The sequence below is a fragment of the Clostridium sp. CM039 genome (genome assembly GCF_055081075.1).
Window position 1 is genome coordinate 3,702,328 of record NZ_CM143649.1, and the last position, 12,978, is coordinate 3,715,305.

Genomic DNA, 12,978 nt, shown 5'->3' on the forward strand with positions numbered 1-12,978 from the left:
TTTAAAAAAACTAAAGGAGTATTTTACTATGAGTAATAGGTATTTACATTCAATAAGAAGTGATTATAAGGGAGATATGGATAAGAAAAGAGATTTTAAGAAGATTAAGAAGTTTTTTAGTATACATAAAAAAGATGAATATACCTTAGATAATCAAACATGGGACGATTTAGATATGAATAAGGTGTACGAAAAATTGGATAGAGCATATAGTAGCCCTGGAGAAGCCGCTTTATACACAATGCTTAGAAATCCTTTAATGAAGGAAGAAAAATTGAAAAAAAGGGGGAAACTAATTCAGTCATTTAAAGAAAATGACAGATTAAGAGAAAGCCTTCAGTGCATTTTCCTTGAATTAGGTAGTGATATAAAAAATAGTTTTCTAGATATGATTGAAACTGACCTTATAATAAATAAAACTAAATATTATATTTATACTTTTATCGGGAAGATATTACCATTAATAGCGATCTTGCTTGCGATATTTGTGAATATTAAATTTATGATAGTTTTGTTTGGAATCGCGTCTATTAATATGCTAATAAACTCTTCGGAAGTAAGGCAAATTAAATCTAATGGCATTTTTTATCTGCAAAAAAATATTAAGGCAGCTAAAAAAATTGTAAGCATAAATAATAAAGATATTGTTTATTATAAAGATAAGATAACGATAATGCTTAAATCTGTAAAGGATATAGATAGAAACATAAGATTAATAGGATTTATAAATATGTGGCAAGGATTGTTTGAATTTATATCTGTTATATTTCTCCTTGAAGAAACTGCTTATTATTCTATATCTCATAGGATAAAAGAAGAAAAAGAAGTTTTAATGGACCTTTACGGTGCAGTTGGTGAAGTAGAAGCCTTAATTTCTATCGCGGGTTATAAGCATAATTTAGGTGAGCAGTATGTAAAACCTAAGTTTATAAAGCAGGTTAAGTTAACTATAAAAGAGGGAATACATCCTCTTATAGACAAGGCTGTTGCAAACTCAATTAACATAGAAAATGGAGGTATTGTGCTTACGGGCACAAATATGGCAGGGAAGTCGACTTTTCTAAGAATGCTAGGGGTAAATATAATTTTGGCTCAATGCTTTGATTTTGTTTTGGCTAAGAGTTACGAAGCTCCTTTTTTTAACATAGTTACATCAATTAGCCCTAATGATGATTTAACAAAGGGAAAAAGTTTCTATATGGCAGAGGCGGAAGCAATTCTTAGAATAATCAAAGCGCTAGAAAAGGATGCAGCTGTATTTTGCCCAATAGATGAGATATTTAGGGGTACAAATCCAATAGAGAGAATTTCAATGTCGGCGGAAATATTAACATACATAAACAATGGAAAATCTGTTTCTATTGTAGCGACTCATGATAGAGAATTAGTCAACATTCTAAAAGAAAATTATGAGTTTTATTATTTTAGTGAAAAGGTTGATACGAGTAAAGGATTAAGTTTTGATTATAAGATAAAAAAAGGAGTTTCTCAAACAAGAAATGCTATAAAACTTTTAGAGTACATGGGTTATCCAAAGAAAATAATATCTAGATCGTTTAAAAGAGCTGAGACCATAGAGAAATTATTATAGTAGCACCACAGGTGATGATATAACCCAGAGAATGTAGACTAGCTGCATCTTTACTATTAGCTATACTTAGGGTAATATGGTTTTAGATATTTATATGTTTTATACTGAAAAAGAAGGGTAAGGAGGATTTATTGTGAATTTAAATATAGTTTTATTTCAACCGGAAATTCCACAAAACACTGGTAATATAGGAAGAACTTGCGTACTAACTGATTGCAAACTTCATCTTATAAAACCTTTAGGATTTAGTTTAGAGGAGAAGCAACTTAAAAGAGCGGGACTCGATTACTGGCCTTATTTGAGTTTAGAGATACATGATACATATGAAGCTCTTAGAGAAAAATATAAAGAGTCAACTTTCTACTATTCTACAACAAGAGCTTCAAAATTATATTCAGATGTAAAATATAAAGACGGGGATTTTATAATTTTTGGTCGAGAGTCATCAGGCCTTCCAGATAATGTTCGTGGTAGCGATCCTGAAAGGTGTATAAAAGTGCCTATGATAAATAGCACAACTAGGTCCCTTAATCTTTCCAATACAGTAGCTATTGTGACATATGAAGCACTTAGGCAAATAGGGTTTAAGAATATGAAATAAGGTGCATAGCAATTAACAACTGTTATATCCCCAAGAGACGAACAAGGAGATAGGAATGGAAAAGATTAAAATCATAACAGATAGTACGTGCGATTTAAATAAAGACATTATTGATAAGTATAATATAGAAGTTTTACCACTACTCGTGAACATAGAAAACAAAACTTACAGGGATGGCGAGGATATTAGTTTACAAGAATATTTATATAAAATGAATAATTCTGAGCAGTTCCCTGTGACCACTCAGGTAAACCCACATAGATTCTATGAATGCTATAAAAAATATTTAGATGAGGGATATAAGATAGTTTCTATTCATTTATCTTCAAAAATGAGTGGGACTTATCAATCTTCATGTATGGCTAAAAGCATGTTATCATCAGAAGATATTATCACAATTGATAGTTATAATGTTACATCAGGTCTTGGAATTTTGGTTTTAAAAGCCTGTAAATTAAAAGAAGAGGGATGTAATATATTTGAAATAGAAGAAAAAGTTAAACAAACAATACCTCATGTGAAGAGTGCGCTTGCTTTTGATTCATTAAATAATTTAGTTAAAGGTGGTCGATTGTCTAAAACTGCTGGAGCGATAGGCGGGCTACTCGGGATAAAATTAATTTTAACTGTAAAAGATGGTGAAATGGCCGTAATAGATAAAGTTCGTGGAAGCAAAAAAGCAATAAAAACTATTTTGAAAAATTTAGAGCAAACAGGGACTAGAAGTGGAGAGACAAGTATTCTATTGCAAGCTAGTGACCGAGATATTCTAGGGAGTTTGAGGTCTCATATGAGTGAACGTGAAATGGACTTTATAGAATGCTCGGTTGGATGCGTTGTGGGGACACATGCAGGTGAAGGTGCCTGTGGCATTTTTTACGTTGAAGAATATTAAAATTTTTACTAAGTTAATAAAAAGTGAGGAGGTTAAGCGTATGGTACATATTTATGATACTATAATTATTGGCGGCGGACCTGCAGGATTATCTGCTGGCATTTATGCATCAAGATCAAAAATGGACACTTTAATTATTGAAAGAGGAGAGTTTGGTGGACAGGTTGCTACAACTAATGAAATAGATAATTACCCAGGCTCTATTGAAGATTGTACAGGAGCATCATTAAGCAAGCGAATGAAACAGCAAGCGAAGGAATTTGGAACACAATTTGTTAAAGAAGAGGTTATGCAAGTTGAGCTCGAAGGCGACATTAAGGTAATCAAATGTATGAGAGAAACTTACAAGGCTAAAACAATTATAATTTCCTCAGGAGCGAGCCCAAGACTTGGTGGATTTAAAAATGAAATAGAATTAAGAGGGAAAGGAGTTTCTTATTGTGCAACTTGTGATGCTGACTTCTTTGAAGATTTAGACATTGCAGTGCTAGGAGGCGGAGATTCAGCTATATCTGAAGCTATATACTTAACTAAATTTGGGAAAAGTGTTACGGTAATACATAGAAGAGCAGAGCTCAGAGCTGCTAAGTCACTTCAAGAAAAAGCTTTTAATAATCCGAAAATAAAGTTTGTTTGGAATACAGTAGTTACGGAGGCTAAGGGCGAAGAAAGCTTGGAGGGATTAGTACTTAAAAATATTAAAACTGGTGAAACTCACGATTTAAAAGCAGATGGATGTTTTGTATTTGTAGGATACCTTCCAATTTCGGAATTGTTTAAAGGGAAGATTACCATGAATAAACGAGGCGAAATTATCACTGATGAAGAAATGAGAACTAATATACCTGGAGTATACGCTGCAGGAGATATAAGAGCAAAATTACTAAGACAAATAATTACAGCAGCAGCAGATGGGGCAATAGCATCTACCCATGCTGAATATTACATTGAAAATATGATTTAATTAGTTTGTAAATTCGGAAGGAATACCCATAATTTCAGTTATGAGTGTCCTTTCTAAAAAAATACTTTAAAATTGTAATAATTAGGTTTAAATAAAAACATAGGCAAGTAATAAAAAATCTATATATAGCATATAATATACTTTAGCATCAGATAAAGATTACAAATAAAAATATTCTAAAATAAAAAGGATTTTTTTAATGTTTATAGAATACATACTGCGAAGCAATAATATTGTTTAATTAATTAGTTATTTACTTAGGGAGGAATTTATTATGAATAAAAGAAAGATAGTTGCAGTACTTACATCAATGGCAATAGTTACAACATTGTTTGCTGGCTGTGGAACTAAGAAGGAAGCTGTAAAAAATACACAAAAAAGTACTGTAGTTGTAGGACTTTCTACTGATGAAGGTGGATTAAACGACAAGGCATTTAACCAATCAGCAGATGAAGGGGTTAAAAAGGCGCAATCTGAAGACGGTTTCACGTACCATGCTCTTGAAGCTCAAAAGAAAGAGGATTATTCAGCAAATTTAGAGTCATTAGTCGAAGAGGGTTCAAATCTAACTTTTGCTGTTGGATATCAAATTGCAGATGCAATGACAGAGGTTGCTAAAACTCATACTGATAAAAACTTTACAATTATAGACTCAGTTGTTGATCTTCCAAACGTAGCATCAATTACTTTTAAAGAGCAAGAAGGATCTTTTTTAATGGGAATTATTGCTGGGAAAATGACTAAAACTAATAAAATTGGATTTATTGGTGGAAAAGATAATGAATTAATAAATAGATTTGAAGTTGGGTTTGCAGCTGGTGTTAAAGCAGTTAATCCAGAAGCTGCAAAAGGATTATTGAGCATAGATGGTAAGAGTGCAGGAACAACTGTAAAATATGCAGATAGTTACAATGATTCAGCAAAAGGTTATGAATTATCTAAATCATTATATCAAGGCGGTTGCGACGTAATTTATCATGCAGCAGCGGGAGTTGGACTTGGTTTATTTAAAGCGGCTAAAGAATTAAAAGATGGAGGGAAGACAGTTTGGGCTATAGGAGTTGATATGGATCAATCTTTAACAGTTCCACAGTATTCTGATATTATACTTTCAAGTATGATAAAAAGAGTTGATACAGCAACTTACAATCAAGCTAAAGCTCAAATTAAAAACGAATTTAAAGGCGGTACAGTTACTAATCTTGGGTTAAAAGAAAAAGGCGTAGGAATAGCTGATACATCTAATAAAAACGTACCAAAAGATGTTTTGGATGAAGTTAAAAAATATGAAGATAAAGTTATAGCTGGAGAAACAGTTGTTCCAGTAAATAGAAAAGGAGCAATGGATTTTAAATAAAAATCAATAAATAAAAATTTTCATTTACTGATTTATGGTTTTTAGTATACAATAAGAGCTAGATGTGTTACATCTAGCTCTTTCTAAGAATAATGAAAATTTTGGGTGAAGATGATGTCAGCACCACAGGTGATGAATAATCTTTTTAAGGAGGAAATCCAATGGAAAAGGTAATTGAAATGAAGGGCATAACAAAGATTTTTCCAGGAACCATTGCCAATGACAACATAAATTTTGAACTATTAAGAGGCGAAACACACGTTCTTCTTGGTGAAAATGGCGCAGGAAAAACAACCCTTATGAATATTCTCTATGGTCTATATAAACAAGAAGAAGGCGAGATTTATGTAAGCGGTAACCTAGTGAATATATCTACTCCAAATGATGCTATCAAGTTAGGTATAGGAATGGTTCATCAACATTTTATGCTTGTACATAATTTTACTGTTGCGGAAAATATTGTGTTGGGTATTGAACCTAAAAAAGGATTCAAAATTGATATGGGCAAAGCAATACATGATGTTAAAGAAATTTCAGAAAGGTACGGTTTCGCAATAGACCCAAGCGCGGTTATAGAAGATATTTCTGTAGGGCAACAACAAAAGGTAGAGATACTAAAGGCGCTATATAGAGGTGCACAAATTTTAATATTAGATGAGCCTACAGCAGTTTTAACACCAAAGGAAATTGAGGAACTCGGAATCATAATTGAAAATCTTGAAAAAGAAGGAAAATCCGTAATACTGATAACTCATAAATTAAAAGAGGTTATGAGTATGAGTGATAGAGTTACTATAATTAGGCGAGGTGCAGTAACTGGAACAGTAAAGACTAAAGAAACAAGTATAGACGAATTAGCGCAGCTTATGGTAGGCAGAAAAGTTAATCTAACTGTAGAGAAAAATCCTGCTCAAATTCGCGGCGAAATATTGAAAATTGAAAATCTTTGTGCAAGTGATCACAGAGGATTACCTGCAGTACAAAATTTAAACTTAGCAGTATATGGTGGAGAAATTCTTGGGATAGCTGGTGTTGATGGAAATGGTCAATCTCAATTGTTAGAAGTTTTAACTGGACTTCAAAAGCCTAAGAGTGGAAGCATTATAATAAACGGTAAAAATACATATGGTAAGTCACCAAGAGATATTATGTCAGTAGGTGTTGGCCATATACCAGAAGATAGGCATAAAAGAGGGCTTATATTAGATTATTCTCTATTTGAAAACTCAGTGCTTGGAATTCATAAAAATGCACCCTTCAGTAAAGGCATAGTTATGAATTACAAAGAAATTAGAAAACACTGTGATGAACTTATTAGCGAATTTGATATTAGAACTCCAAATGCAGATGTAAATGCGGAATCATTATCAGGTGGTAATCAACAAAAACTTATAGCAGCTAGAGAAATTTCAAAAGATCCGGAATTATTAATAGCAGCACAACCTACGAGAGGTCTTGACGTTGGTGCAATTGAATATATTCACAAAAGATTAGTTGTAGAACGTGATAAGGGTAAGGCGATTTTATTAGTATCATTAGAACTTGATGAAATAATGGCATTATCAGATAGAATTGCCGTAATGTATGATGGCAGAATAGTAGATATACTCGATAGAGGTGATGCAACAGAGAAAAAACTTGGTATACTTATGGCTGGTGGTAATCTAAATAAAACACCGGAAGGAGCTAAAGATAATGAATAAAGTAGAAAGTGAAAATAGTAATTTTGTAAGTATAGCAAAAAATATCATTAAAACACTTGCTTTCCCTTTCTTTTCTATAATCGTTTCTATATTTGTTGCTGTATTCTTTGTAATGTGGGCAAAAGGATATTCTATATTACAATACTTTTCAGCTTTAGGTGATTTATTTGGACTTATATATAAAGGTGGGTTTGGTAATACTAGAGTAACCTTCGTTACCCTTTCAGAAGTTACTCCATTAATATTTACAGGAGTTGCAAATGCTGTAGCATTTAAATGTGGATTATTTAATATAGGTGTTGCTGGTCAATTTATACTTGGAATGATGGCAGCTGCTGTTGTTGGAACATTGCCAGGACTAAATCCAGTAATTCATATAGTTTTAGTTATTTTAGCAGGACTTTTAGCCGGAGGAGTATGGGGAGCAATCCCGGGATATTTAAAGGCTAAAGTAGGCACTCATGAAGTTATTAACACAATTATGATGAATTATATATCTATGGCTTTAGCCAATTTTATTATTTTAAGAACTAGTTTTGGAGTGGAAGGTAAAGCAAGTACTCCTAATATACAAGAGAGTGCAGAAATTCATAGGTTTGTTAGCGGTAGTGGAGCTAATATTAGTATATTCCTTGCCATAGCAGTAGCTATCTTTATATTCTGGTTATTATGGAAAACCACTGTTGGTTACGAAATAAGAGCAGTTGGTATAAATCCACATGCTGCAGAATATGGTGGGATTAATGTAGCGAAAAATACTGTTTTGGCTATGGTGATTTCTGGTGCAATAGCCGGAGTTGGGGGGGCAACGCATGTTGCAGGCGTGCTTCATAATGCAAAAGATTTCATGGCACTTCCCTCTTATGGGTTTGATGGAATTGCAGTTGCTTTACTTGCAAAGAGCAATCCTATTGGATGTATAGCATCAGCTTTATTATTTGGAACATTAAATAGTAGTTCTAGAACCCTTCAATTAAACGGAATACCAAAAGAAATAGTTTATTTAATCCAAGCTATAATTATTATATTTGTAGCAACAGATTATATTGTTAAATACTTCTCTGAGAAGAAAAAGAAGGGGGCGATTACAAATGAGTAGTGTTATTTTAATTAATTTGTTTGCGCAAACTTTAAGAATAGCTACGCCTCTAATTTTTGCAGCACTGGGTGGTATATTTTCAGAAAAATCAGGTGTGGTTAATATAGGCCTCGAAGGTATGATGGTAATAGGCGCTTTCTTTGCGGTATATGGAAGTTACACCACTGGAAGTCCAGCAATGGGAATACTTTTTGGGGTGATAGCAGGGGGTGTTTTGGGACTAATACACGCTGTGCTGAGCATACATTTGCGTGCAGATCAAGTAATCTCAGGTACTGCTATAAATCTTTTTTCTACTGCCCTTGCGAGTTTCTTAATATTTAAGTTATTTGGTGGTAAAGGTGGCCAAACAGATATAGTAACAGGACTTTCATATAACATACCGGATTGGATTAAAAATATACCAATAATAGGGAATTTAATATCGCAGCTAAACTGGTTTGTAATACTCGCGATTATTTTAGTATTTGTTTCGCATTATATACTATATAAAACACCTTTAGGACTTAGAATTAGAGCTGTAGGAGAACATCCAAAGGCGGCTGATACTTTAGGAATAAATGTTTATAAGATAAGATATTTATGTGTTATTTTATCAGGAATGCTAGCAGGGCTCGGTGGAGCAGCATTATCCCTGGGAATAACACCACTTTACAGAGAAGGAATGGTTGCAGGACGTGGATTTATTGCCTTAGCGGCTGTTATTTTCGGTAATTGGAAACCTTTCGGAGCGCTTGGGGCTAGTTTGTTATTTGCCTTTGGTAGTGCATTTAATATTTTTGCACAGGGACTTAGCTGGAATTTACCTACAGAAGTATATGATGTTATTCCATATGTACTTACCATGATTGCACTTGCAGGATTTGTTGGAAAAACAACAGGCCCCCTTGCGAGTGGTAAACCATATGTTAAAGGATCTAGATAATATTTTAAAAATAAAAAATCTTAGCTTACGTTTTCTGCTGTTGTAGAAATTTGTGCTGAGATTTTTTATTTTTATTTCTAGCTTAATGCATAATCTAGGTTTATATCATTAGCTATGTTATAATATTTATAATATGAGAGGTACATGAAAATAAATAGCAACCAAAGATGAGGTGATAATAAAATGAACATTAATTTTGGTTTAAATTTGATTCAAGAACAAAAATTAATAATGACTCAAGAAATGCAAATGTCTGTTAAACTTCTTCAAATGTCAGCGTATGAGCTAGGACAATATGTAAATAAAGAGATGCAAGAGAATCCAGTGCTGGAGGAAAAAGACTTGCAAAACCACAAAAGTAATAACAATAATGAATTTGATTATAAAGAAATAATTAAATATCTTGGCAAGGATGATTATAAAGTAAAGAGCTATGCTGCAAAGAATGAAAATGAGGAAATTTCGCCATTTTATTATATTGCAGAGGAAAAATCTCTTAAAGATTATCTTAAAGAGCAAATAGGAGAACTAACGGAGCAGTATGAAATTTTAGAAATATGCAAATATATGGTGGAGAACTTAGATACCAAAGGTTATTTATCGGAAGATTTATCTGATATATGTAGGGAGCTCGGAATAACAAACGAGAATGCTGAAATTGCACTTGAAATTTTCCAATCTTTAGAGCCACAAGGAATTGGAGCTAGGAACCTAAGGGAATGTTTAAGGATTCAATTACATAATCTGGGGATAGATGATGAAAATATTTATATAATCATTGATAAGTATTTAGAATTATTGGGAGAAAATAAATACAATGATATAGCTAAGGAACTAAATGTTAAAATTTCTGAGGTTCAAAAATATGGAGATATAATAAAAACTTTAGAGCCTAAGCCGTCAAGAGGATTTTATACTGGTGAGACGGTTAAGTATATTGTGCCTGATGCTTATATTAATAAAATTGATGACCAATATTTTATTTCTATGAATGAAGATGTACTTCCTAAATTGAATATAAATAGTTTGTATAAAGAAATTATTAAAAATGAAAATGATATAGAAGCTGTAGAATATGTAAAAGATAAAATTAATAGCGCAGTGTTTCTTATTAAAAGTATTGAACAAAGGAAAAACACTGTATATAGAGTTTTGGAAGATATTTTGGCAGTTCAAAAGGAATATTTCGATAAAGGCGCTGAATATTTAAAACCAATGACGCTTAAAAAGATTGCTAACAATTTAGAAATGCATGAATCTACTATAAGCCGTGCAATTAGGGAGAAATATGTTAGTATAAATAACGGGAAAGTCATTAAAATAAAAGACTTGTTTACTAATGGCATTGCGTCAATTGTAGGTGGTGAGGATGTATCCACAACTAATATTAAGAAAACTATTAAAGAAATGGTGCATAATGAGGACCAAAAGAAGCCCTTATCAGACCAAATTATTTGTAATCGATTAAATGTAGAAGGGATGAATATTTCAAGAAGAACTGTAGCAAAATATAGGGAAGAACTTGAAATTAAAAGTTCTTGTAAGCGGAAAAGATTTTAATATTTCAGCTACGCAGGAGATGATTTAATCATGCCGTTAACAAAATGTTAACATCTTTTTTGCAAATACTAATTTAAAAAAGTTGGTATTTCATCTATAATGTTTGTGGGAGCAAAAAATATAAGCTGGGACTTAAAAAGTCCAGAAAGGTGTTCAAGTGGAGAGTATATTAAAATTACAACAAAAAATAGTGCCTGAATTAATAGAACTTCTTGAAAAACGACATGATATATTAAGGATGATATGTTATAATCAACCTATAGGACGAAGAATTTTAGCAGATCAGATGTGCATAAGCGAGAGAATAGTAAGAAATGAAATAAACTTTCTAAAGTCCCAAAACTTGATTGAGGTTAATGCACTGGGCATGTTTATAACAACTGATGGTGAAGAAATTTTAGATCAGTTAAAAGGATTTATTCATGAGATAAAAGGGTTGTCTAAAATCGAGAAATTTATTGAGAAACATTTGAAGCTACAGCAAGTTATAGTTGTTCCCGGGAACGTTGAAATTGATAAAAGTGTCCTTAAAGAAGTTGGGAAGGTAGCTGCAATTTATGTTATGGATATTATTAAAGATAACAGTATAATTGCAATAACAGGTGGATCAACAGTTAAGGAAGTTGTAGACAATTTATCTAAAAATAACAAATATACCAATGTTTTAGTGCTTCCGGCCAGGGGCGGTATGGCCAGAAATGTAGAAATTCAAGCTAATACTTTAGTGGCTAGGCTAGCAGATAAAATTGGTGGAAATTACGAATTACTACATGTGCCTGATAATTTGAGCAATGATGCTTTAAAAACTATAGTAAATGAAAAAAGTATAAAAAGTATAATTGATAAGATTCGAAGTGCTGATATTCTTATTTATGGAATAGGTATCGCCAGTGATATGGCTATGAAAAGAGAAGTACCTGAAAAAGAGATAAAGGAACTTGAAGAATTAGGTGCAGTAGGAGAAGCATTTGGTCAATACTATAATGAATTAGGAGAAATAGTTCATTCTACACCTACTATTGGGGTGAAAAATGAAGATGTTACAGACAGCAAAACACTAATCGCAGTAGCGGCTGGAAAAAATAAAGCTAGAGCCATCATCGCTACTGAAATCAACCGCTTAAGCACTGTTTTAATAATTGATCAAGCGGCTGCAGAAGAAATAGTAAATATTATAGAGAAAAGAGAGTAAACTATATAATGATTTGATTAATGAAAAAATTATATATTTACATATAATTAGGTTAATAAAATTTAGGAGGTTTTGCCAAGATGGTAAAAGTAGGAATTAATGGATTTGGAAGAATAGGAAGAAATGTATTTAATGCACTAGTAAAAAATTATTCAACAGAATTAGAAGTAGTAGGAATTAATGATTTAACAGATGCTGCGACACTCGCACATCTTTTAAAATATGATTCACTTTACGGAAAATTTGACGGAACTGTAGAAGCTAAAGAAAGTGCAATAGTAGTTAACGGAAAAGAAATTAAAATATTTGCAGAAAGAGAACCAAAGAATATTGACTGGAGTTCACTTGGAGTAGAAATAGTATTAGAATCAACAGGATTCTTTACAGATGCTACTAAAGCAAGCGATCATTTATGTGTAAGTGTTAAAAAAGTTCTTATATCTGCACCAGCAAAAAATGAAGATATTACAATAGTTATGGGAGTTAACGAAGAAAAATATGATTCAGCAAAACATAACGTAATATCAAATGCATCATGTACAACAAACTGTTTAGCACCATTTGCTAAAGTTTTAGACAGAGAATTTGGAATAGTTAAAGGCTTAATGACTACAATTCATTCATATACTGGAGATCAAAGATTATTAGATGCTCCACATAGTGATATGAGACGTGCAAGAGCAGCTAACCTATCAATGATTCCAACTACAACAGGAGCAGCAAAAGCAGTAGCATTAGTTTTACCACAATTAAAAGGAAAATTAAACGGATTCTCATTAAGAGTTCCAACTCCAACAGTTTCATGTACAGATTTAGTTTGCGAAGTTTCAAAGAATGTTACTGTAGAAGAAGTAAATGCAGCATTTAAGAAAGCAGCTGAAACTGAAATGAAAGGAATACTTGGTTGTTGTGAAGAACCTTTAGTTTCAATTGATTTTAAAGGAGACGAAAGATCTTCTATAGTTGATGCTATGTCAACTATGGTTATCGAAGGAAATATGGTTAAAGTTGTTTCATGGTACGATAATGAAGCAGGTTATTCAAACAGATTAGCAGATTTAACTAAATATGTTGCAGACAGACTATAAAAT

At 32.4% G+C, this 12,978-nt stretch carries 11 protein-coding genes; all 11 read left to right on the top strand.

From position 1 onward, the window contains the following. Positions 1–28 precede the first annotated feature (28 nt). The 11 genes from ACWJJ2_RS17335 (at position 29) to gap (ending at position 12,975) form a co-directional block, all read left to right on the top strand. Positions 29–1,591 carry a MutS-related protein gene (locus ACWJJ2_RS17335; RefSeq protein WP_216301889.1) on the top strand — a complete coding sequence of 521 codons (1,563 nt, stop codon included), beginning with the start codon at positions 29–31 and terminating at the stop codon, positions 1,589–1,591. A gap of 133 nt (positions 1,592–1,724) precedes the next feature. Beyond that, entirely contained in the window at positions 1,725–2,192 is a 468-nt protein-coding gene (locus tag ACWJJ2_RS17340; RefSeq protein ID WP_216301890.1) for a tRNA (cytidine(34)-2'-O)-methyltransferase, read from the top strand. Positions 2,193–2,247: 55 nt separating this feature from the next. Next, a complete protein-coding gene (locus ACWJJ2_RS17345; protein ID WP_216301891.1) occupies positions 2,248–3,087 on the top strand; it encodes a DegV family protein in 840 nt (279 codons plus the stop codon). Positions 3,088–3,127: 40 nt separating this feature from the next. After that, entirely contained in the window at positions 3,128–4,051 is a 924-nt protein-coding gene (gene trxB, locus ACWJJ2_RS17350; protein ID WP_216301892.1) for a thioredoxin-disulfide reductase, read from the top strand. 274 nt (positions 4,052–4,325) lie between these two features. Further along, a complete protein-coding gene (locus tag ACWJJ2_RS17355) occupies positions 4,326–5,408 on the top strand; it encodes a BMP family lipoprotein (RefSeq protein WP_216301893.1) in 1,083 nt (360 codons plus the stop codon). A gap of 161 nt (positions 5,409–5,569) precedes the next feature. Continuing rightward, on the top strand, positions 5,570–7,111 hold the full coding sequence (locus ACWJJ2_RS17360) for an ABC transporter ATP-binding protein (RefSeq protein WP_216301894.1): 1,542 nt from the start codon (positions 5,570–5,572) through the stop codon (positions 7,109–7,111). Next, a complete protein-coding gene (locus ACWJJ2_RS17365; protein ID WP_216301895.1) occupies positions 7,104–8,210 on the top strand; it encodes an ABC transporter permease in 1,107 nt (368 codons plus the stop codon). The genes ACWJJ2_RS17360 and ACWJJ2_RS17365 overlap by 8 nt, the downstream gene beginning before the upstream one ends. Next, a complete protein-coding gene (locus ACWJJ2_RS17370; RefSeq protein ID WP_216301896.1) occupies positions 8,203–9,135 on the top strand; it encodes an ABC transporter permease in 933 nt (310 codons plus the stop codon). Before ACWJJ2_RS17365 ends, ACWJJ2_RS17370 begins: the two co-directional genes overlap by 8 nt. A gap of 189 nt (positions 9,136–9,324) precedes the next feature. Further along, positions 9,325–10,695, top strand: a complete 1,371-nt coding sequence (gene rpoN, locus ACWJJ2_RS17375; protein WP_216302031.1) for an RNA polymerase factor sigma-54 — start codon at positions 9,325–9,327, stop codon at positions 10,693–10,695. 157 nt (positions 10,696–10,852) lie between these two features. Continuing rightward, positions 10,853–11,887: a sugar-binding transcriptional regulator gene (locus ACWJJ2_RS17380; protein WP_216301897.1), complete on the top strand. Its 1,035-nt coding sequence runs from the start codon at positions 10,853–10,855 to the stop codon at positions 11,885–11,887. Positions 11,888–11,967: 80 nt separating this feature from the next. Beyond that, positions 11,968–12,975 carry a type I glyceraldehyde-3-phosphate dehydrogenase gene (gene gap, locus ACWJJ2_RS17385; RefSeq protein ID WP_165412698.1) on the top strand — a complete coding sequence of 336 codons (1,008 nt, stop codon included), beginning with the start codon at positions 11,968–11,970 and terminating at the stop codon, positions 12,973–12,975. Positions 12,976–12,978 lie beyond the last annotated feature (3 nt).

Excerpts from the sequence above, each read along its gene's own strand:
- gap (WP_165412698.1), top strand. The coding sequence starts at position 11,968 with ATGGTAAAAGTAGGAATTAATGGATTTGGAAGAATAGGAAGAAATGTA.
- ACWJJ2_RS17345 (WP_216301891.1), top strand. The coding sequence starts at position 2,248 with ATGGAAAAGATTAAAATCATAACAGATAGTACGTGCGATTTAAATAAA.
- trxB (WP_216301892.1), top strand. The coding sequence starts at position 3,128 with ATGGTACATATTTATGATACTATAATTATTGGCGGCGGACCTGCAGGA.
- ACWJJ2_RS17335 (WP_216301889.1), top strand. The coding sequence starts at position 29 with ATGAGTAATAGGTATTTACATTCAATAAGAAGTGATTATAAGGGAGAT.
- ACWJJ2_RS17355 (WP_216301893.1), top strand. The coding sequence starts at position 4,326 with ATGAATAAAAGAAAGATAGTTGCAGTACTTACATCAATGGCAATAGTT.
- ACWJJ2_RS17360 (WP_216301894.1), top strand. The coding sequence starts at position 5,570 with ATGGAAAAGGTAATTGAAATGAAGGGCATAACAAAGATTTTTCCAGGA.
- ACWJJ2_RS17370 (WP_216301896.1), top strand. The coding sequence starts at position 8,203 with ATGAGTAGTGTTATTTTAATTAATTTGTTTGCGCAAACTTTAAGAATA.
- ACWJJ2_RS17365 (WP_216301895.1), top strand. The coding sequence starts at position 7,104 with ATGAATAAAGTAGAAAGTGAAAATAGTAATTTTGTAAGTATAGCAAAA.